Genomic DNA, 18,747 nt, shown 5'->3' with positions numbered 1-18,747 from the left:
GTCCGCCCTTCCCCACCCGAGGCGCTGGCGTTCGGCAGGCTTTTGTGCTGTTCCTCAGCGCGATGTGGCCTGGGCATTTTTGCACGGCGCAGACGGGGCCCTGATCAATGCAAAGCACGGATAGACATCTTTCTCTCGATGCCATGCGCGGGTTCGCGGTGATGGGGATTCTGCTGCTCAACATCATCGGCTTCTCGATGCCCGGTGCAGCCTATGTGAACCCGGCCGCCTGGGGCGGCACCGATCCGGTCAACATCGGGGTGTGGGCGACCAACTTCGTGCTGTTCGATGGCAAGATGCGCGGGCTGTTCAGCGTATTGTTCGGGGCGAGCATGCTGCTGGTGATCCAACGCGCGCAAGCATCGGGGCAGAGCGCCAGATCGGTGCACCTCAACCGGATGGCGTGGCTGTTCGTGATCGGCGCGGCGCATTACATCATTCTGTGGTGGGGGGACATTCTAGTGCCCTATGCGATCTGCGGGACGCTGGCGCTGTTCTTCATCCACAAGGACATCAAACAGCTGGTGCGCTGGGCGATCATCCTGTTCTCGCTGTATTTTATGATCACCGGGCTGGTACTGGGGGGAAGCTGGTGGCAATCGATACAGGGGCTGGCGCCGGGCGCCGACGCAGAGACGATCGAGAGTACGGGCCAGATGCTGGGCACCTTCGGCAAACCCGGATCGGACGAAATCGCAAGCGACCTTGCGCTCTACAGGGGCGGATGGCCCACGATCTTCGCCGACAATCTGTCGACCTTTCCGTCTTCGCTGACCAACGCGCTGCTGCTATTCACATTGGACACTTTGGGCATGATGCTGCTGGGCATGGCGATGCTGAAAAGTGGCTTCATCCTGGGACTATGGGCGCCGGCGATCTACGCCAAGGTTGCCATCCGCGCGTTCGCGATCGGCTTTCCCCCGATGATTGCACTGGCCGTCTGGGTGATCGCCTCGGGCTATGACACGATGATCACCTTCGGCGCCTTCTTCACCTTCTCCTTCCCCTTCCGCGTCGTGCTGACCGTCGGCTGGGCCGCGGCGTTGCTTTGGATCATCGTGCGGCACAGGGAACACGCCGTGATCGGCCGGGTTGCCGCCGCCGGACGCGCCGCGTTCAGCAACTATCTGGGCACCACCGTCGTGATGACCTTCATCTTCTACGGCTGGGGACTGGGCCTGTACGGTGAGGTCAACCGCATCACTGCGATGCTGTTTGTGGTCGCTGCATTGACGATGATGTTGCTGTGGTCGAAGCCCTGGCTCGAAAGATTCCGGTTTGGTCCGGCAGAATGGCTGTGGCGCTCGCTGGCACGGCGCAGCCTGCAACCGATGCGGTTGCGATAAATTCGCAAAAAGATTGTTGCGATGCGTTCTCAATATCGCTATCCCTGCTGCAACAGGAGAGACGCATGGTTGTTTGCATCTGCAACGCGATTCGCGAACAGGATTTGAAGGACGCTTTGCGCGATGGTGCAGCCCGCCCTTCGGAGATTTATGCCCGTCTGGGCAGGCGTCCCAAGTGCGGCCAGTGCCTTTCGTTTGCGCAAAGCATTATCAGCCGGGAAACTGCGACCGCCTAGCAATAGGCTGGTGATTTTCCTATAAATTTCAATCATTTCCCGCGCCGCACCACTTCCCAAAAGGTGCATTTGTGTCTATAGTCATATCCTGCAGTTAACGCGCCGGGCCCTCTCAAAGGCATCTCGGCGACAAAGGAGTATTACTATGAAGGGCGACCCCAAGGTCATCGAATTTCTCAACGACGCGCTCAAGAATGAGCTGACGGCGATCAACCAGTATTTTTTGCATGCCAAAATGCTCCAGAGCTGGGGCATCAAGAAACTTGCCAAATTTGAGTACGGCGAATCCATCGACGAGATGAAGCATGCCGACAAGCTGGCCGACCGGATCCTCTTCCTCGATGGCCTGCCCAACTTCCAACTGCTCGGTCGGTTGAAAATCGGCGAGACTGTCGAAGAAATTCTGGTCGCCGATCTCGCACTCGAAAACGAGGCGATCCCGCTGCTCAAGGAAGCCATCGCCTATTGCGAGAGCGTCCGCGATTACGGCAGCCGTGATCTGCTCGCCTATATCCTCAACAGCGAGGAAGAGCATGTCGATATTCTTGAAGCGCAGTTTGATCTGATTGCCCGCATGGGGATCGAAAACTACACCCAGCTGCAGTCGACAGCTGCCGAGGATTGAGCGCTAGCCCATAAACCGGAGGCGCAGACGGAGATCGTCTGCGCCTCCGGCTAATCTATTCAACATCTGGCGTTTTTTGGCGGACATCCGCCGGGTGCGCCACGGCCACGGGCCATCAGCGATCATCTGGCTGAATTTCTGCTCCAATAGCGCCGCAAAGTCCTGTGCGCTGCAGAATCGTAACCGCCATACAGCGTTGGATGGGTAGCAGTTTCAGGCGCCGTGGGACCAAAGCTGGGGTTCCAGCCGTTCCAGGTGTTGTAGGTGTGGAAAAGCCAGTCCGCATCGTTTTCCTCGAAAATGGAGAGCATGTCAGCGATCCAGCGGTCACCACCCGGTGCCCAGCGGGCTACGCCAAACTCGCTGGCGATCATCCGGACATTGTGCTGGCGGGCAAAATCGAACGCGGGCTGCATCGAGGCTGCCAGAGCCAACCTGTCCCAGCGGCGAGCCGGTTCACTGTCATATTCGCGAATGCTTCCCGGATAGCGGGCCCCGCGTGGGATCGCCCCGACCCCCTGATGGGTGTAGTTGTGCGGCGTGTAGTTGTGAAAGCTGTACAGAATCGCAGGATCATCGATCAGCGGCATCGTGCTGTACCGGGTTGCAAAGCCCCACGGCCAAGGCATCACAACCAGCCAGATCGAGGGATTTACCGCACGGATGCTGCGGATCGCCTCGGGCATCAGCTCATCGTACCAGACCGCCCCGTCTTCCTCGCGCCGGAAGGTGTAATTGGGCTCATTAAAGACGTCATAGGCAAAGATCGCGGGGTCGTCACGCAATTCGCGCGCCATGGCGGACCAGAAGCGCATCAGGCTGCCCCCCACCCCGGCGCGGAACGATGCGCCGGTGCTATCATCCAGATTGACGGTGTCGCGACCGAAGATGCCGCTCGCCGACAGCATAACACCAACCCCCAGCCGCGCGCATTCTGCCGTGAACACCTTCAGCATTGCGATGTTGGTGCGATAGGGTGCCAACGGATCGGCGCGGCTGGGCTGCACCACGCGCTTGTCTGGTGCCGTACCCGACGCCAGATCAGTCGAAAAGTTGACCCGAACCGTATTGACGCCCCACCCGGCCAGTTCGCGCGCGATCGACGGCGCAAGACTTCCGGGAGAAAGCTCGAGATTGAGCCCTCGCATCCGATCGGGTAGCGAGTGCAGCGCCGGAGCGCGCGATGCCGGGGACCGTTGAAACGCCTGCGCAGCAGCGGTGCCCGCAACCACCGCAGCGCCGGCTCCCAGACTTGCCAGGACATTGCGTCGGCTTGGCGGATCAAACATGGTTTGGGCTTTCATTGCAGGGGATTGCAGTGTTCGAGCGGCTGCACGCTGCAGGCTACGGCCAACCGCCTGAACGGACGCTGACGGGCAAGGCTCGACGTCAAGGGCCTGGCCAGCGTCGCGGCGGGCGGGCTTGCAAGCGATCTCGAAAGCAGTCTGGTCTGACACCGACCATGCGTCCGATTTTGCCGATGGACCCGCTGCTGCCAACGCGTTAACCTCCTGGTTAAAACCACCGAAGAGGATGATACCAGGATGAGCGATACCATCGAAATGCAGCGTGATGACAGCGAACAGGACGGGGCCCAGGGACCTGCCGTGCGGCCGGATGTCGCGATGCTGCTTGCGATGCTATCGGCATCCGGCGCGCCGCCGATGAACGAAATGAGCCCTGCCGATGCGCGCGAGGCCTATCGGATGATGCGCTTTGTTGCCGATGCAGAGCCAACCGAGCTCGCGATCGTACGCGATCTCACCTGCCCCGGCCCCGGCGGCGAGATCGGCCTGCGGTACTATGATGCGCGCGAAACCCGCGAGGCTGGTCCTGCGATCATGTTCTTCCACGGCGGCGGTTTCGTCATCGGCGATCTGGAATCGCATCACCCCTTTTGCACCGAACTGGCGGCCAAGATGGATCTGCCGGTCATCGCGGTGGATTATCGCCTCGCCCCCGAGCATCCCTTCCCCGCTGCGACCGATGATTGCGAGGCGGCGGCACGCTGGCTCGCGGGAAATGCCAAGACGCTTGGGCTCGACATCACCGGCCTTGTCTTCACCGGTGACAGTGCGGGCGGAAACCTTGCGATCGTGATCACCCAGGCGCTGGTGGCCAACCCTGCGGCGGTCCCCGTCATCGCGCAGGCACCTTTGTACCCGGTGGTCGATTCGACGCAAACCGGTGGCTCCTTCACCGAATTCGCCGAGGGCTATCTGCTCACGGCTGACGCGATGAACTGGTTCGGCACCGCCTATGCCGCGCTCGCCGGAGATGCGCGCAACGATTGCATCAATGGCGACCTTGCCAGCATGCCGCCAACACTGCTCGTCACCGCCGGGCTCGACCCGTTGCGTGATCAAGGCCGCGATTTCGCTGCACGCGCGATCAAGGCTGGGATTGATGTAACCTATATGGAGATGCGTGGAACGATCCACGGCTTCATCTGCCTGCGCAAGGGAATACCATCTGCACAGGACGATTGCGATGCGATTTTCCGCGGCATGAAGGCGATGCTGCGGCTGTGACGATGATGCGGCCAGCGATGGCGTTTGTAGCGGCTTTGCTCGGTGCTGTGGCGCTGCCATCTGTGCCGCTGGCCGCGCAAACTCCGCCCCAGGTTCGTAACGCACCCGATTTCGCCGGTGTCACCGGCGAATTCCGGAGCCAGCGTGCCGCCAATGCGCGCGATTGCTGCGCTTTTACCGCACCAGTGTTTGATCGGCGGATTTCCTTCACGCTGTTCGATACGTTCGAGCCGGTATACGCGGCGCAAGACGACCGGCAGTTCATCCAGGAGTTCGTGCCCCAGGGCGCGACCGTGGATAACTGGACTCGGATGATTACGCTTTCGGCGTTCAGGGGTTTGGGCGCGACCGATGTCGCGACGACCGAGATGCAGAACCGGTTCTTCAATACCAGCAAAGGATGCGAGCAGCCGAACTTCTCACGGGTTGTCGCGTCGGGCCGGCTGGGTGATGGCACCGAGTACAATCTGTCGACTAACGGCTGCGGATCGACCGCAGCGGGCGGATATCCCGGAGCAACCTCGGGGCGCGGCGAACAGTTTCTCGCGCTGCTGCTGCGCGATGCTCAGGATGTTCATGTGCTGCAGTACGCGGTGCGCGGCGAAGGCTTCGCTCCGGGCCGTGAGCCAATCGGCGACGATGCGGTCGATGCAATGATGAGCCGTTTTGGGGCGATCGGCTTTTGCCGCAACAATGCGACCAACGGCGATTGTTCAATTGCCTTTTCTGCCCCCTGACCGCTAAGGCGTGCGGCATGAGTGATTTTGACAATCTTCCTTATCGTCCCTGCGCGGGCATCATGCTGGTCAACAACGACGGCAAGGTGTTTGTCGGCCAGCGGCTGGATAGCAGCGCCGACGCCTGGCAGATGCCGCAGGGCGGCATCGATCCCGGCGAAGAACCCGAACAGGCCGCGTATCGGGAACTGGGCGAGGAAACCGGCATCGCGCCGCATCTGGTCGAGGTGATCGCGCGGTCGCGCGAGGAGCATATGTACGATCTTCCCGCCGATCTGATGGGCAAGATGTGGGGCGGCAAATATCGTGGTCAGCGCCAGTTCTGGTTCCTGATGCGCTTCATGGGAACCGATGCGGACATCAACATCGAGACGGACCATCAGGAATTCCGCACCTGGCGCTGGACATCGGCGGAAACGCTCGAGGGACTGATCGTGCCTTTCAAGCGACGGTTGTACCGCGCGGTGGTGGAAGAATTCCGCCCGTTGATCTAGGCTACGCTTCCTGTTCGTAACCCCGGGATGCCTGTCATGACCACCACCCGCGCCGCGATGAGCGTGCTCGCCGTGATCCTTGCCGCCTCCCAGACGGCCGCCGCTCAGGTACCCGATGGCGTGACCAAGCTGATCGACACCGCGCTGCGCTCCGGCGACAAGGCGGGGCTCGATGCCGTTTTGCGCTATGCCAAACAGGCGCACCCGCAATCGGCAGAAGCGATCGATGCGCAGGTTGCGGCCTTCCGAACCGATTCGTCCTCCCGGCAGGCTTCGGCACCCCCAATCGCTCCGGTGCCGGTGCCGGTCATCGTTACCCAGACGACCACGCCCGCTGAGTCCGCGCCAGCAGCGCAAGCCGTGGCGGCGAGTGTCAAATGGAGCGGCGAAGGCGAACTCGGCGCATTCACCAGCACGGGTAACGCGCCGGGCATGGGGCTCGCCGGTGGGCTCAAGCTGACCGCCGAGGGCGAAGACTGGCGCGTCGGGCTGCTAGGCCGTGCGGATTATCAGGAAACCAACGCCGTCGTGGTCCGCGAGCAGTACCGGTTCAGCGCCGAGCCCAACTACAAGTTCAATGAGCGCGGTTATGTCTATGGCCTCGGCCAGTATGAGCAGGACCGTTTCCAGGGCTTCCATGCGCGCTACAGCGTCTCGGGCGGGGTCGGCTACAGCGTGCTGACCGGCGAAAACGCCAAGCTCAACATCAAGGCGGGGCCGGCTTGGCGGTTCACAGAGCTGACCACAGGTATGAACGAATCGGTGGTGGCAGGGCTCGCCTCGGTCGATATCAAGCTCAGGCTGACCCCGACGATCCAGCTGAGCGAGGCGGCGAGCGCATATGTCGATGAAGATCGCAGCACGCTGTTTTCGGTCGCGGCACTCGATAGTCAACTGATCGGCAAGCTCAAGGCGCGGCTGTCCTACACAGTGCAATATGAATCGGTCCCCGCGCTGGGCCGCGCCCCGACCGACACGACCAGCCGGCTGACCTTGGTCTACGGTTTCTAGGGATTGTCCCCGTGGCGTGCTGGTGACACTGTTCGCTCGGCCCTGTTAGCGCTTGGCGACACCAGGCAAAACATGACAGTCAGAGGATGACCCATATGACCGGCATTTCTCCCCGCACCGGCGGCCGCGTTCTGGTCGACCAATTGGTGGCGCAAGGGTGCGACCGGATCTTCACCGTGCCCGGCGAAAGCTTCCTCGCGGTGCTCGACGCGCTGCACGATGTCCCGCAGATCGAAACGATAGTGTGCCGTCAGGAAGGCGGCGTGGCGTTCATGGCGTGCGCGGATGGCGCGATGACCGGGCGACCGGGTATCGCCTTCGTCACCCGCGGCCCGGGAGCGACCAACGCCAGCATCGGCGTGCATGTGGCCCAGCAGGACAGCAAGCCGATGATCCTGTTCATCGGCGATGTCGATCGCGGAATGAGGGACCGCGAGGGCTTTCAGGAGGTCGATTTCCAGGCGATGTTCGCGCCTCTGTGCAAATGGGCGGCGCGGATCGACGATGCCGCACGCATCCCCGAATATGTCGCGCGCGCCTATTCGGTCGCGATCTCGGGCCGCCCCGGCCCGGTGGTGCTGGCCCTCCCTGAGGATATGCTCAAGGATAGGATCGAGGTCGCCGATCGCCCCCGCGTCACCCGCCCCGTCCAGCCGGTGTGCCACAACGGCTTTGCGGTGCTGATGGAAATGCTGGAAGGCGCCTCCGCCCCGATCGCGATCATCGGCGGCGCGGACTGGAGCGCGGCTTCGCGCGCGAACTTTCAGGAATTTGCTGAGCGCATCGGGATACCTGTCGCGTGCGCCTTCCGCCAGCAGGACGCATTCGACAACGCATCATCGGTGTGGGCGGGGAACCTGGGCTATGGCCCTAACCCGAAGCTGGTGGCGCGGGTCAAGTCCGCCGATCTGATACTCGCGGTCGGTGCGCGGCTGGGCGAGGCGACCACCGATGGCTATATGCTGATCACGCCTGAGCACCCCGGCCAGCTGCTGGTCCACGTCCACCCCGATCCGGGCGAGCTCGGCCGCGTCTATCGCACCGATCTGCCGTTGTGCGCCGACATGGACGAGTTCGCCGAGGCGGCTGCGTTATGGGATGACGACGCGGTGCGCTTCGATACCGGAGAGCAGGCGCATGCCGAGTGGCTGGCCTGGTCCGATCCGCAACCGACCGGGGTGACGCTCGACCTCGGCCAGTGCGTGCGCGCGATGCGTGAGGCGATGCCCGCCGATACCGTGATTTGCAACGGCGCGGGCAATTTTTCGGGCTGGTGGCATCGGTACTGGCCGTACGGGCCGAAGCCCTCGCAGCTGGCGCCGACGGCAGGGGCTATGGGCTATGGCGTCCCTGCCGCTGTTGCCGCCGCGCTGCGCCTGAAGAATCGCAAAGTGGTCGCGATCGCGGGTGATGGCGATTTTCTGATGAACGGCCAGGAGCTGGCCACCGCAGTGCAATATGACGCCGATCTGCTGGTGATCGTGGTCGATAACGGCGCATATGGGACGATCCGAATGCATCAGGAGCGCGAATATCCCGCGCGGCTGTCGGCGACCACATTACGGAACCCTGATTTCGCCGCCCTCGCCCGCGCTTATGGCGGCTGGGCGGCGACGGTCGAGCGAACGCAAGACTTCGCGCCCGCGCTGGCGGAGGCGATGGGCCAACCGGGGCTCAAGCTGCTGCATCTCAAGACCGAGATCGAGAACATCGCCGCGAGCGGGGTGACGGTGAGTGCGCTGCGTGGGCGGTAACTCGTTCTTCCCTTGGGACAAGGATACGCAGCCTTGCCGAGCGCAGCGAGGCTAGGCGGAGTTGGATGGGGGTGACAGGCGGCGCTGCACCCGCCTGCCCTCACCCAGTTTCGACTAGGTCCATGCGGCCCAAGTCTTCGCCACCCTCTCACTGCACGGGAGAGGGAGAGGGATAGGCAGCACGCACACAAAAAAACCGGCCCTCCTGCTTGCGCGGAAGACCGGTTTTTCGTTTGATCAGATCAGATCAGGAAGCAATCAGGTCTTGTCGCCCAACGCACCCTTCACGTCACCCTTGAGGTTCTGCGCATCGCCCTTGAGCTGCTGCGCCTTGCCTTCGGCTTCCAGGCTGTGGTTGTCAGTGGCGGCACCGATGCCTTCCTTGACCTTGCCAGCGAGATTGTTGCCGGCGCCCTTGGCCTTGTCCTGAAATTCACCCATAATGTGTCTCCTTGATATGTCTGCGGGGGCTCATCCCCGGCTTCAAGACAAATTACGCAGGTGCGGCCGATCCGTTCCCGGCCATTTTCAGGATCTCCCCCCACTCGTCCGCGTTCAGCTGCGCGACCGACAATCGCGACTGGCGCAGCATCGCCATGTCGGCAAGCGAAGGGCGCGCCTTCATCGCCTTGAGCGTCACCGGCCTATTGAGCGGATGCACCGGCTTGACCTTGACCGCGACCCAGCGTCCGGTCTTGTCCTTGGGATCGGGGAACGCCGCCGCGCTGATCTCCATGACGCCGACCGCTTCAAGCCCGGTGCGCGAGTGATAGAACAGCGCCAGATCGCCGACCTGCATCGCCTTGAGGTTGTTCGATGCTTGCGCGTTGCGGACACCGTCCCAAACCCCCTCGCCCGCCTTCACCAGATCGGCCCAGCCATATTCGTCGGGTTCCGATTTCATCAGCCAATATTGGGTCATGATTTTTTCCGTTCATGCGCCTACATGGGGCGGATATCGTCTCCCACCCAGCTATTGCGGACCGCACCATGATTCAACTGCCCATTCTCTCGCTCACCGATGAACCCGCCGCGCTGGCGCAAAAGCTGGGGATGAGCTTTTCGACCTATGGCTTTGCGATGATCAAGGATCATGGGCTGGACCCTGCGCTGGTAAAGCAGGGCTGGGAGCAAACCGAAGCGTTCTTCGCGCTGCCGACCGAGGAAAAGCGCCGCTATTATGACGCGCAAGCCGGCGGCCAGCGCGGCTACACTCCGTTTGGCACCGAGATCGCCAAGGATGCCAAGGCGCACGATCTCAAGGAATTCTGGCACGTCGGCCGCGAGATCGATCCCGCCAGTCCGATCGCGCACACCATGCCGCGCAATGTCTGGCCCGACCGGCCTGCGGGCTTTCGCGCGACCTTCGACCCGCTGTTCGCCGAATTCGACCGGGTGGGCAACATTATCCTGTCGCGGATCGCGGTGTATCTCGGGCTGGACGCAGACTGGTTCGAGCCTGCCGTTCACGAAGGCAATTCGATCCTGCGGCTGCTGCATTATCCGCCGATGGATGCCAGTCAGGGCGCAGAAGGCGCGATTCGTGCGGGAGCGCATGAGGATATCAACCTGATCACCTTGCTATTGGGCGCAGAAGAAGGCGGGCTCGAGGTGCTCGCGCGCGATGGATCGTGGATCGACATGCGTCCCCCCGAAGGCGCGTTGGTGGTCAATGTCGGTGACATGCTGCAGCGGCTGACCAACCATGCCCTGCCTTCGACCACCCACCGCGTGCGCAACCCCGCAGGCGACCGGGCGAAGTACAGTCGCTATTCGATGCCGTTCTTCCTCCACCTCCGCTCGGACTTCCCGATCCGCACGCTGGAAGGCTGCATCAGCGCGGACGCACCCAATCGCTACCCCGAGCCGATCCTGGCGGATGACTATCTGCACCAGCGGCTGGTGGAAATCGGGCTTGTGAAGGCTTGAGAGGTTAGGCCGTTTTTGTTTTCCGGCGAAAGCCGGAATCCAGGGGCCAGATTGCGCTGTAGTCGCCCTGGTCTCCGGCTTTCGCCGGAGAACGGGTTACCAATTTAACGCGAGACCAAACTCAGCGGCGTGCAGCGATCTGCGTTCCAGCCGGCTTGGGCGCGGCGCGTGAGATGATGCACTCGCCGCCTGCCGAGCGCACCTTGGCACACATTGCGCGAGCGCTCTTTTCGTCGCCAAAGCCGCTCGCGGTCAACCGGTGCAGCGTGCGATTGCCAACAGTAGCGGGCGTAGCGACCTTCGAGAACGATGCCAGGTCCTTGTGCTTGGCACTGTACCCCGCCCACGCCCGGTCTGCGTTGGCAGCATTCGAGAACACGCCCAGCTGGACGGCATAGCCGCCCCCGCTGACCGGCGCAAAGCTTGCTTTCTGGAACACGGCAGGTGCTTCGGCCGCCCGGGGGGCCGCAGCAGCCCGCGGCGCTATGACCCGACCGCGACGTTCATCCTCGACAATTGGTTCACGCGAAGCAACCTGCACCGAACTCGCCTTGCGGATCGGCTTGGCGCGATAGTTGCCAGGAAGCGGCTGCACGATTTCGCGCGCCACCAGCAGCGGCGCCAACAGGGCGCGCGGCTGTTCGATATCCTGAGCCATCGCTGCGGGAGCAGATAAAGGTGCGGCCTGGGCGTACACGCTCGCGGGTGCGGTTTCAGCGCCTGCCATTTCCATGCGGCTATCCTGAACGGGTGGCAATTCGATCGGGCCTGCAGCAGGGCCATTGCCTGCCATCGCCTGCTGGCCGATTTCGGTCACGACCTGTGCCATCGACGGGTTGGAAGACAGCGCAAGCTGCACTGGCTGACCTGGATCATACTCGGCCGGGGTTACCCCCAGTACCGATGCAACACGCTGAACATGCGCCTGGGGGTGCGCAATGCGCGCCCATTCGGCGATCCGGCCTTCGGCGACCTTGGGGTCGAGATCCTGTCCGACCATGATCTGCGCCTCGCGCCAGCGGCCATCGAGCGCGTAGGCAAAAGCGAGGTTCTGGCGGACCTTAGCGGAGTTTTCGCCGTTGCGAATTTGATCGACCAGCACATCGACGCCTTGGCGGGTGTCCCCGGCAAGCGCCATCGCGAGGCCGTAATCGCTGGCAGGAATGGTTTCACGGTGTTCGCGAAGCAGCGCCTGTGCCGCGTTGCTGCGGCCCTCGGCGGCATGCATCAGTGCCAGGCTGATCACGGTGCGGGCGCTGTAATCGCCCAGCGCCATGGCATCGTCGAGGCTCTGGCGCGCCGAGGCAAAGCGGCCGTTGGCGAGATAGGCATTTGCGAGCGTCTGGCGAAGTCCGGGATCACGTGGATCGAGTGCTACAGACGCTTCAGCCTTCGCCAACGCCTTTTCAGGCTTGCCGTCATCCAGCGCCTTTTGAGCGTTGCTCGAAAGGCTCTGCGGACGGCCACCACCCGAGCTCGCCGAGCAGCTGACCAGCACGCTGCCAACCAGAATGGTCGATGCAGCCAGCTTCAGTGCCAGGGTCCTGTTCGTCTTTGCTCCGCTCGTCATAGCCATTTCCCTCTTTGCCAGGCCCGACCCGCTAATCTGTTTCAACGCCCTGCCGGACGCGGTACGCGGCCGGCGAGGTCCTCTATTTCGGGTATTTTGGTTAACAATTCGTCAAGCGCCGCAGTAACCAGCGCCTGCGCCGACTGCCCGGTGACCGCGCTGGCCAGCCTCAGCTTCAGGTGCCGGTCGCTGTCCAGCCGCAAGGTGAATGCCGCGCGGCGTCCTGCAGGCACTGCTGCGATCGCCTCTGCAACGGGGATAGAGACGGGCACAGAGACCGGCGCCGCAACCTTGCGCTTGCGCACCGAAAGAACTGATGGCAGCTCTGGCTGCGGATCAGTAGCCTGGTCGGCGTCAAGGTACGCATCTGTTTCTGGTGCAACATCGGGCAGCGCGGGCTCAATCATCTCTTCGGGTTCAGCTGCAGCCAAGCGCTCGGCGATCTCGGCCTGCTGACGCACGACATCGGGGACCACCGGCGCAGCGATCTCAGGCGAAGTATCGACAGCCGGTTCCTGCGCGGGCAAGGCATCGGGGATCGCACCGGCAAGCAGGTTGCCGTAATCGGGCACATGCTCATCGTGTGCGGGATCGACATCGTAACCCATGTCGTTCCAGCCCAGATCGTCCTGCGCAATGAAATCACCCTCGGTCCGCTGGGGCAGCATCATGCTGCCCATCGGGCTCATCGCGTCCATCCCCTGGCGGCGCATCGCCGGGCGTGCAGCACCCTTGCGCGCAAGCAGCCCCGAAGAAAGCGAAGCAATCGGTTTGGGTTCGGCCATAAAGCTCATCCTTGCCCCCGTGTTCGCTTACGATCCCGCCACGCGGCGACCGAAGCCGCCCATCGGGCGGATGGCGCCGGGGATCACGGGCGCGTTGGGCACGGCAAACACCGTGCGGCGGAAATTCTTCTCGAGCCGGTCGGAGATATAGCTCCACAGCGCACGAACCTCGCCAGCGGACTTGCCGTTGGGGTCGACCTCCATCACCGTGCGGCCATCGATCATCGATGCGGCAAAATCGGTGCGGTGGTGCAATGTCGTCGGTGCGACCGTGCCATGCTGTGACAGCGCGACGGCGGCCTCCGATGTGATACGGGCCTTGGGCGTGGCGGCGTTGACGACGAAAATCAAAGGCTTGCCTGCGCGCTCGCACAGATCGACCGTTGCGCCCACGGCGCGCAGATCGTGCGGGCTGGGACGAGTCGGCACCACTATAAGTTCAGCCACCGAGATCACCGACTGGATCGCCATCGTGATCGCAGGCGGGGTATCGATGACCGCAAGCTTGAAACCCTGCTGGCGCAGAATCGAAAGATCGGCGGGCAGCCGAGCCACGGTGGTCTGGGCAAAGGCAGGATATTCCGGCTCTCGCTCGTTCCACCAATCGGCGAGCGAGCCTTGCGGATCGATGTCGATCAACACCACCGGGCCGTCACCGGCCAGTTGCGCCTGCACGGCGAGATGACCCGACAGAGTCGTCTTGCCGGATCCTCCTTTTTGAGATGCCAAAGCGAGTACGCGCACTCAAACCCCCTATACCGTCCAATCGGTCAGAGCAGAAAATGCGCCATTGCCGGCTAATTTTGAGTTAACGCTGGCTTGTGCCGGATTTGGACAGCGGCGCGGAGGCGCAGAATTTGCGCGGGTTGATTGCCCCATCAACGCTTTGCTAACGTGTCGTTAGCTATAGCGATTTACGCATTTAACGAACGGTAAGCCCGGCTTGCCGCGCAAGACCGGCCTGTTAGGGTCGGAAAACGGCTTTACCATATGCGATGGAGCAAGACGCGCATGGCACATTCAAAAAGATTTTCGCCCGCATCACGGATGCTCACCGCAGGGTTGCTGGCGCTGGGGATGACATCGCCAGCCCTGGCTGACGTCAAGGCGGGAGTCGATGCATGGGAGCGCGGCGAGTTTGGCGTGGCGATCGCCGAATGGCGCGATCCCGCAGCCCAGGGCGATGCGGATGCGCAGTTCAACCTCGGCCAGGCGTACAAATTGGGCCGCGGTGTGCCGACCGATCTGAAGATTGCAGAAAGCTGGTACAAAAAGGCCGCCGAAAAGGGTCATGTCCAGGCAGCCGACAATTATGGGCTGGTGCTGTTCCAGGACAACCGCCGCGAAGAGGCCATGCCCTATATCCGGGCGTCTTCAGCGCGGGGCGAGCCGCGCGCGCAGTATGTTCTGGGCACCGCGATGTTTAACGGCGATATTGCCGAAAAGGACTGGGTCCGCGCCTATGCGCTGATGACCCGGGCATCGGCGCAGGGCCTGCCCCAGGCATCGCGTAGCCTGGCGACGATGGACAAGTATATTCCGCTGACCGATCGCACCCAGGGTACGCAACTCGCTGCACAGCTTGAGCGTGAAGCAACCTCGGAACGCCAGAAGCTGGCCAATGCCGCTGCAGGATTGGTCGGCGACACTGCCACCGGCGCGACCGCGGGCGTAAAGACAGCCCCGCCGGCACCCGCTGCTGCCCAAGCCGCAGCGTCTGCGCCCGCGCGCAGGACTGGTGCGTCTTCGACCATCCAGACCACCAGCCTGCCCCCATCGAACGCCAATGGCACCGTCATCCCGGCGGCATCATCAGGTCCGACCAGCACCGCCGCGAGCGCGGGCGTCGACTTTGCCACGATGGGATCACCCTCGAAGACCGCGCCGCCGTCGCCTGCTCCAGTGCCAACTCCGCGCGCGCCTGCCTCGACCGCTGCGCCGGTGGCGGCTGCGGCCAGCGCCTCATCTGCGGTTGCCACGACCGGCGACTGGCGCGTCCAGCTTGGCGCCTTCAGCAACGAAGGCCGCGCACGCACCTTGTGGACCGGACTCGAGCGCCAGAACGCCGCGCTCACCGGACTCCAGTCCTATCTTGTCAAGGCCGGCGCGATCACGAAACTGCAGGCAGGCCCCTTCGCCACCCAAGCGGCCGCGAAGCAAGCCTGCGATACCGTCACCAGGTCCGGACAGGCGTGCTTTGCGGTGAAGAAATAGGCACTGCCCGGATATCTCCGTTCCACTCCCGCTTTCGGGAGCGGAGAATTGTCCTTTTTTAAGCCGCCAGCGGTCGCTCGACCTCCACCATGTCGCTTTCCAGCACATATTCCTGCGCCATCGCTTCATAGCCGCGCCCGGTGCTGAAGCGCGGACGGACGATGCCGGTGGGGCGGAAGCCCAGGCGGCGGAGTACCGCGCCCGATGCGGGATTGTCGATATAGTGGCTCGATACCAGCTGCCGGTGACCGAGCATCCAGGCGTTGGCGACCACAGCGCGCGCCGCTTCGGTCGCAAAGCCCTGCCCCCAATGCTTGCGCGCAATCCAGTAGCCGAGTTCGGCCTGGCCGTCGGTCTCCGCCAGCCCACAACTACCGACCAGCGTCTGGCCGGTATCGCTGGGCAATGTCAGCAGGAAGTGCGGATAAAGCGGATCCTGAGCACGCGAAGCAAAGTCACGGGCGTCTTCGCGCGAATAGGGCCAGGGCGCGCGCGCCAGATTGCAGACAATCCCCTGATCGTTGATTGCAGCGAAAAGCGCCTCGGCGTCCTCCGGCCAGAAAGGCCGCAGCAACAATCTTTGCGTTCTTGCAAACATTATTTCTCTCCTGTGTTGCCCGGCCCATGCCACCCAAAGGTGACAGGCCTGAGTCAATGGCGTGACAGGGAGACAAAAAGAAAGGGAGATGGGACGGACCCCATCTCCCTGTCATCTGGTCCAGTGGCGCACCACTGGCCGGGGTCATCCCTGTGAGGGACGACCCGTCATCGATCGTCCGTTATTCGGCGGCTTCCGCCATCACCGGTGCGACCACCGAGACGTATTTGCGGCCAAGGCGGCCGGCGTGAAATTTCACCTGGCCTTCGGTCAGCGCAAACAGCGTGTGATCCTTGCCCATGCCAACATTGGCACCGGCATAGACCTTGGTTCCGCGCTGACGGATAATGATGTTGCCACCAATTACCGGCTCGCCGCCGAACTTCTTCACGCCAAGACGGCGACCTGCGGAATCACGACCGTTGCGCGACGAACCGCCAGCTTTCTTATGTGCCATTTTTCAAAACTCCTTGTGCGCGCGCTATCAGGCGTTGTCAGCCGAAGAATCGGCCTCAGGCTTGGCGGCGGCTTTCTTCGGTGCAGCCTTCTTGGCGGGAGCCTTTTCAGCCTTCGCCGGAGCGGCCTCAGCGGCGGGTGCATCTGCAGCGGCTTCCACCGGCGCTTCGGTCTTGGTGGCAGCCTTGGCAGGCGCAGCCTTCACAGCTTCACCAACGCCCAGAATGCGCAGGATCGTGTGCTGCTGGCGATGGCCAAGCTTGCGGCGATAGTTGTGGCGACGCTTCTTCTTGAAGATCACGACCTTGTCGGCCTTCGCCTGAGCGATGATCTCGGCAGAAACGACCACACCGGCCAGATCCTTGGATTCGCCACCGTCGCCGGCGAGCAGAATGTCACTCAACGCGATGACGTCGCCAGCCTCTCCGGCCAGCTTTTCCACTGCGATTTTATCTCCGGCTGCAACGCGATACTGCTTGCCGCCTGTGCGCACGATAGCGAACATGGGTTGTCTCGTTTCTGTTTGCTTCAAATCGGTTCCGGGCACGCAAACCGCGATAACCAAACATTTGACCCGCCTGTTGCCAGAACCGAATCGTCAGAGTGAAAATCGCTGCCCTGCGACGGGATGCCCCGCGCCGGAAAGCCATGCCCGTTAGGTGAAACTGCCGGGGCTGTCAACCATGCCCACGGCTTTTTTGGCCGCGTTGCACCAGACAATCGCCTCCCTCTTAGCCTGCGTTTCACCGCGATGACAAGTCCATAATCATTGCGGCGAGCTTTGCCGTCCCCTAGAACCTCGCAACATGAAAACCTTCAGTGCAGCCTCTCTTTCCTCCCTCTCGCTTGGCGTACTTGCGATGCTGGGAGGGTGCCTTGAGCCGATGGCGGACCGGCCGTCGCTGGCGCGGCGCGATGTCGAGCTGCGCGATCGGCAGGCCGAAGCCAAGGCCCCGCCCCCACCGATCGAGACGATCGCAGATCCGGTCCTTGCGCGTGATCTCACAGGAATGCTGGCGCGCGCCGACAAGGCAGAGGCAGACTTTGCGATCGCGCGCTCCGCCGCCCAGCAGGCAACCGCAGCAGCACGTGGTAACGCTATGGGCAGCGAAAACTGGTCGGTGGCGCAGACCCGGATCAGTGCGCTCGATACGCCCCGCCGGGAGCTTAGTCAGCTGCTCGGCGATCTGGAAGTGCTGTATGTCGCGCGGCTCGCCAAAGAAGCCGCTGGCGAGGTCAAGCCCGGTGGTTCGGCGCAGATCGACCAGACCCGCACCCATGTCCTTGCACTCGTCGCCTCTCAGGATGCGGTGATCAACAATCTCAAGGCAGCGCTTGCGAGCTGAATGCGGCGAGGGCGCCAGCGTTGACCTTACCGCAACCCTTCGGTTGGTCGCACGTACAGCGTGCACTAACCCATAAGGATTGCCCAGATGAAGTCATTCTACACCGCCACTGCTGCCGCTGCACTGATGCTGAGCGGCACCGCTGCGTTTGCCCAGACCAATACCACTGACCAACAGCCTTCACGCCAGCAGGACCGGCTGAACTCGATCTTTGGAGCGCTGTTCGGGGATCGAACGGGCTCGACCGGCTCGATCGAGTCGCAATGGGCGCTCGGCCGCACCCCGCTTGCCACCCAGCGTGGCCAGTTCGAAACCCGCATCGATGCCGAAGTCCGTTCGCGCACAATCGACCAGCGCACCGCTGCGCAGTTGAAGAGCGATTACTATGATCTGGTCCAGCTCGAGGCGCGGTATGGTGCCGATCGCCGCTTTACGCAGCAGGAGCAATCGGATCTGATGCAACGGTACAATCAGCTGAGCCAGGTGCTGACCGATGGCGGCTATGCCAATGATCCGGGCAACGATCTGGGAATTTCGATCGTCGATGGTCAAAGCGAATTCAACCAGCGGGTCGATGCGTCGGTGTCCGCACGCCGCCTCACCCGCGTGGCAGGTGCCCGGCTCAAGACCGACTATGCGGCGTTGGTGCGCACCGAAGCCACGTACCTGCGCGATGGTCGGTTGACCGATCAGGAGCGTGACGATCTGTATACGCGCTTGGAGGCGCTGGATGCTCGCGTAGGAGACATGGCCAACACCGGTGGCGGAAGCACCGCCCAGACCCCGCGCGCCCGGCTTGACGCCATCGCTCGCGCGCTGCCCTCAAGCGGCCTCGCTGCCAGCGCCCAGGCGCAGCTGCGGGTCGAGCATGAGGACATTTCCCGGCTTGAAGCCGCCTATGCGCGAATGAATGCCAGCGCCGACGAGCGGGCTTATATCGAACGCCGCCTCACCGATCTCGAAACCCGCGCGCGCATCCGCCGCTGATACCACCCACGTTTCTTACCTCACATCACGGGGTCATCTGCCAATGGCGCAGATGACCCCGTTTTACATCTGGATTGCCGATAGCAGAATTCGGGTATAGCCTTTGGTCTCCACGACAGCGAGAGGGC

21 protein-coding genes are annotated in these 18,747 nt (G+C 62.7%); 12 read left to right on the top strand and 9 right to left on the bottom strand.

Annotation, left to right across the window (positions count from 1 at the left end; genetic code table 11):
- The first annotated feature begins 143 nt into the window (after nt 1-143).
- From IEW00_RS06675 to bfr, 3 genes are all read left to right on the top strand, one after another.
- Complete coding sequence (locus IEW00_RS06675) at nt 144-1,346, top strand: DUF418 domain-containing protein (protein ID WP_188513586.1); 1,203 nt, start codon at nt 144-146, stop codon at nt 1,344-1,346.
- A gap of 65 nt (nt 1,347-1,411) precedes the next feature.
- Nucleotides 1,412-1,582: a (2Fe-2S)-binding protein gene (locus IEW00_RS06670; RefSeq protein WP_188513879.1), complete on the top strand. Its 171-nt coding sequence runs from the start codon at nt 1,412-1,414 to the stop codon at nt 1,580-1,582.
- 145 nt (nt 1,583-1,727) lie between these two features.
- Complete coding sequence (gene bfr, locus IEW00_RS06665; protein ID WP_188513585.1) at nt 1,728-2,207, top strand: bacterioferritin; 480 nt, start codon at nt 1,728-1,730, stop codon at nt 2,205-2,207.
- Nucleotides 2,208-2,329: 122 nt separating this feature from the next.
- Here bfr and IEW00_RS06660 read toward each other — a convergent pair whose 3' ends face one another.
- The gene (locus IEW00_RS06660; protein ID WP_188513584.1) at nt 2,330-3,496 is read right to left on the bottom strand and encodes a glycoside hydrolase family 5 protein; all 1,167 of its coding nucleotides are present in this window, start codon (nt 3,494-3,496) and stop codon (nt 2,330-2,332) included.
- Nucleotides 3,497-3,751: 255 nt separating this feature from the next.
- Here IEW00_RS06660 and IEW00_RS06655 point away from each other — a divergent pair, with 255 nt between their 5' ends.
- From IEW00_RS06655 to IEW00_RS06635, 5 genes are all read left to right on the top strand, one after another.
- Nucleotides 3,752-4,738 (top strand): alpha/beta hydrolase, encoded by a 987-nt coding sequence (locus tag IEW00_RS06655; RefSeq protein ID WP_188513583.1) that lies wholly within the window; start codon nt 3,752-3,754, stop codon nt 4,736-4,738.
- Between the two features lie 17 nt (nt 4,739-4,755).
- Nucleotides 4,756-5,475 carry a hypothetical protein gene (locus IEW00_RS06650; RefSeq protein ID WP_188513582.1) on the top strand — a complete coding sequence of 240 codons (720 nt, stop codon included), beginning with the start codon at nt 4,756-4,758 and terminating at the stop codon, nt 5,473-5,475.
- A 17-nt stretch (nt 5,476-5,492) separates the two neighbouring features.
- A complete protein-coding gene (locus tag IEW00_RS06645) occupies nt 5,493-5,969 on the top strand; it encodes an RNA pyrophosphohydrolase (RefSeq protein ID WP_188513581.1) in 477 nt (158 codons plus the stop codon).
- 36 nt (nt 5,970-6,005) lie between these two features.
- Nucleotides 6,006-6,980, top strand: coding sequence for a DUF481 domain-containing protein (locus tag IEW00_RS06640; protein ID WP_229736864.1), 975 nt, complete (start codon nt 6,006-6,008; stop codon nt 6,978-6,980).
- 95 nt (nt 6,981-7,075) lie between these two features.
- Complete coding sequence (locus tag IEW00_RS06635; RefSeq protein WP_188513580.1) at nt 7,076-8,734, top strand: thiamine pyrophosphate-binding protein; 1,659 nt, start codon at nt 7,076-7,078, stop codon at nt 8,732-8,734.
- A gap of 258 nt (nt 8,735-8,992) precedes the next feature.
- On the opposite strand, the gene IEW00_RS06630 is transcribed toward IEW00_RS06635, so the two are convergent.
- On the bottom strand, nt 8,993-9,175 hold the full coding sequence (locus IEW00_RS06630) for a CsbD family protein (protein WP_188513579.1): 183 nt from the start codon (nt 9,173-9,175) through the stop codon (nt 8,993-8,995).
- Between the two features lie 52 nt (nt 9,176-9,227).
- Nucleotides 9,228-9,656 (bottom strand): EVE domain-containing protein, encoded by a 429-nt coding sequence (locus IEW00_RS06625; RefSeq protein WP_229736863.1) that lies wholly within the window; start codon nt 9,654-9,656, stop codon nt 9,228-9,230.
- 68 nt (nt 9,657-9,724) lie between these two features.
- Here IEW00_RS06625 and IEW00_RS06620 point away from each other — a divergent pair, with 68 nt between their 5' ends.
- A complete protein-coding gene (locus IEW00_RS06620) occupies nt 9,725-10,663 on the top strand; it encodes an isopenicillin N synthase family dioxygenase (RefSeq protein ID WP_188513578.1) in 939 nt (312 codons plus the stop codon).
- A 121-nt stretch (nt 10,664-10,784) separates the two neighbouring features.
- Here the strand turns inward: IEW00_RS06620 and IEW00_RS06615 are convergent, their stop codons facing one another.
- The 3 genes from IEW00_RS06615 to IEW00_RS06605 are packed head-to-tail and all read right to left on the bottom strand — an operon-like array spanning nt 10,785 to nt 13,762.
- Entirely contained in the window at nt 10,785-12,233 is a 1,449-nt protein-coding gene (locus tag IEW00_RS06615) for an SPOR domain-containing protein (RefSeq protein WP_188513577.1), read from the bottom strand.
- A gap of 41 nt (nt 12,234-12,274) precedes the next feature.
- A complete protein-coding gene (locus IEW00_RS06610; RefSeq protein ID WP_188513576.1) occupies nt 12,275-13,018 on the bottom strand; it encodes a hypothetical protein in 744 nt (247 codons plus the stop codon).
- A 27-nt stretch (nt 13,019-13,045) separates the two neighbouring features.
- Nucleotides 13,046-13,762, bottom strand: coding sequence for an AAA family ATPase (locus tag IEW00_RS06605; RefSeq protein ID WP_188513575.1), 717 nt, complete (start codon nt 13,760-13,762; stop codon nt 13,046-13,048).
- A gap of 267 nt (nt 13,763-14,029) precedes the next feature.
- Here IEW00_RS06605 and IEW00_RS06600 point away from each other — a divergent pair, with 267 nt between their 5' ends.
- Nucleotides 14,030-15,232 (top strand): SPOR domain-containing protein, encoded by a 1,203-nt coding sequence (locus IEW00_RS06600; protein WP_229736862.1) that lies wholly within the window; start codon nt 14,030-14,032, stop codon nt 15,230-15,232.
- Nucleotides 15,233-15,290: 58 nt separating this feature from the next.
- Here IEW00_RS06600 and IEW00_RS06595 read toward each other — a convergent pair whose 3' ends face one another.
- From IEW00_RS06595 to rplU, 3 genes are all read right to left on the bottom strand, one after another.
- Nucleotides 15,291-15,806 (bottom strand): GNAT family N-acetyltransferase, encoded by a 516-nt coding sequence (locus tag IEW00_RS06595; RefSeq protein WP_229736861.1) that lies wholly within the window; start codon nt 15,804-15,806, stop codon nt 15,291-15,293.
- A gap of 205 nt (nt 15,807-16,011) precedes the next feature.
- A complete protein-coding gene (gene rpmA / locus IEW00_RS06590; RefSeq protein WP_188513573.1) occupies nt 16,012-16,287 on the bottom strand; it encodes a 50S ribosomal protein L27 in 276 nt (91 codons plus the stop codon).
- 27 nt (nt 16,288-16,314) lie between these two features.
- Nucleotides 16,315-16,791: a 50S ribosomal protein L21 gene (gene rplU / locus IEW00_RS06585; RefSeq protein WP_188513572.1), complete on the bottom strand. Its 477-nt coding sequence runs from the start codon at nt 16,789-16,791 to the stop codon at nt 16,315-16,317.
- A gap of 301 nt (nt 16,792-17,092) precedes the next feature.
- Here rplU and IEW00_RS06580 point away from each other — a divergent pair, with 301 nt between their 5' ends.
- Both IEW00_RS06580 and IEW00_RS06575 read left to right on the top strand, forming a co-directional pair.
- On the top strand, nt 17,093-17,632 hold the full coding sequence (locus tag IEW00_RS06580; RefSeq protein WP_188513571.1) for a hypothetical protein: 540 nt from the start codon (nt 17,093-17,095) through the stop codon (nt 17,630-17,632).
- An 87-nt stretch (nt 17,633-17,719) separates the two neighbouring features.
- A complete protein-coding gene (locus IEW00_RS06575) occupies nt 17,720-18,619 on the top strand; it encodes a hypothetical protein (RefSeq protein ID WP_188513570.1) in 900 nt (299 codons plus the stop codon).
- Nucleotides 18,620-18,747 lie beyond the last annotated feature (128 nt).

Origin of the sequence: Blastomonas aquatica (genome assembly GCF_014639875.1) — a bacterium.
Lineage (GTDB): Bacteria > Pseudomonadota > Alphaproteobacteria > Sphingomonadales > Sphingomonadaceae > Blastomonas > Blastomonas aquatica.
The sequence above is the reverse complement of the archived record's forward strand: the minus strand, read 5'-3'. Positions and strand labels throughout refer to the sequence as shown.

What these genes read in the sequence shown, in the direction of transcription:
- IEW00_RS06615 (WP_188513577.1), bottom strand. Translation starts at nt 12,233, where the DNA reads ATGACGAGCGGAGCAAAGACGAACAGGACCCTGGCACTGAAGCTGGCT.
- IEW00_RS06640 (WP_229736864.1), top strand. Translation starts at nt 6,006, where the DNA reads ATGACCACCACCCGCGCCGCGATGAGCGTGCTCGCCGTGATCCTTGCC.
- rpmA (WP_188513573.1), bottom strand. Translation starts at nt 16,287, where the DNA reads ATGGCACATAAGAAAGCTGGCGGTTCGTCGCGCAACGGTCGTGATTCC.
- IEW00_RS06620 (WP_188513578.1), top strand. Translation starts at nt 9,725, where the DNA reads ATGATTCAACTGCCCATTCTCTCGCTCACCGATGAACCCGCCGCGCTG.
- IEW00_RS06625 (WP_229736863.1), bottom strand. Translation starts at nt 9,656, where the DNA reads ATGACCCAATATTGGCTGATGAAATCGGAACCCGACGAATATGGCTGG.
- IEW00_RS06655 (WP_188513583.1), top strand. Translation starts at nt 3,752, where the DNA reads ATGAGCGATACCATCGAAATGCAGCGTGATGACAGCGAACAGGACGGG.
- IEW00_RS06645 (WP_188513581.1), top strand. Translation starts at nt 5,493, where the DNA reads ATGAGTGATTTTGACAATCTTCCTTATCGTCCCTGCGCGGGCATCATG.
- IEW00_RS06580 (WP_188513571.1), top strand. Translation starts at nt 17,093, where the DNA reads ATGAAAACCTTCAGTGCAGCCTCTCTTTCCTCCCTCTCGCTTGGCGTA.
- IEW00_RS06675 (WP_188513586.1), top strand. Translation starts at nt 144, where the DNA reads ATGCGCGGGTTCGCGGTGATGGGGATTCTGCTGCTCAACATCATCGGC.
- IEW00_RS06650 (WP_188513582.1), top strand. Translation starts at nt 4,756, where the DNA reads ATGGCGTTTGTAGCGGCTTTGCTCGGTGCTGTGGCGCTGCCATCTGTG.
- IEW00_RS06600 (WP_229736862.1), top strand. Translation starts at nt 14,030, where the DNA reads ATGGCACATTCAAAAAGATTTTCGCCCGCATCACGGATGCTCACCGCA.
- IEW00_RS06660 (WP_188513584.1), bottom strand. Translation starts at nt 3,496, where the DNA reads ATGTTTGATCCGCCAAGCCGACGCAATGTCCTGGCAAGTCTGGGAGCC.
- IEW00_RS06610 (WP_188513576.1), bottom strand. Translation starts at nt 13,018, where the DNA reads ATGGCCGAACCCAAACCGATTGCTTCGCTTTCTTCGGGGCTGCTTGCG.
- IEW00_RS06575 (WP_188513570.1), top strand. Translation starts at nt 17,720, where the DNA reads ATGAAGTCATTCTACACCGCCACTGCTGCCGCTGCACTGATGCTGAGC.
- bfr (WP_188513585.1), top strand. Translation starts at nt 1,728, where the DNA reads ATGAAGGGCGACCCCAAGGTCATCGAATTTCTCAACGACGCGCTCAAG.
- IEW00_RS06670 (WP_188513879.1), top strand. Translation starts at nt 1,412, where the DNA reads ATGGTTGTTTGCATCTGCAACGCGATTCGCGAACAGGATTTGAAGGAC.
- rplU (WP_188513572.1), bottom strand. Translation starts at nt 16,791, where the DNA reads ATGTTCGCTATCGTGCGCACAGGCGGCAAGCAGTATCGCGTTGCAGCC.
- IEW00_RS06635 (WP_188513580.1), top strand. Translation starts at nt 7,076, where the DNA reads ATGACCGGCATTTCTCCCCGCACCGGCGGCCGCGTTCTGGTCGACCAA.
- IEW00_RS06630 (WP_188513579.1), bottom strand. Translation starts at nt 9,175, where the DNA reads ATGGGTGAATTTCAGGACAAGGCCAAGGGCGCCGGCAACAATCTCGCT.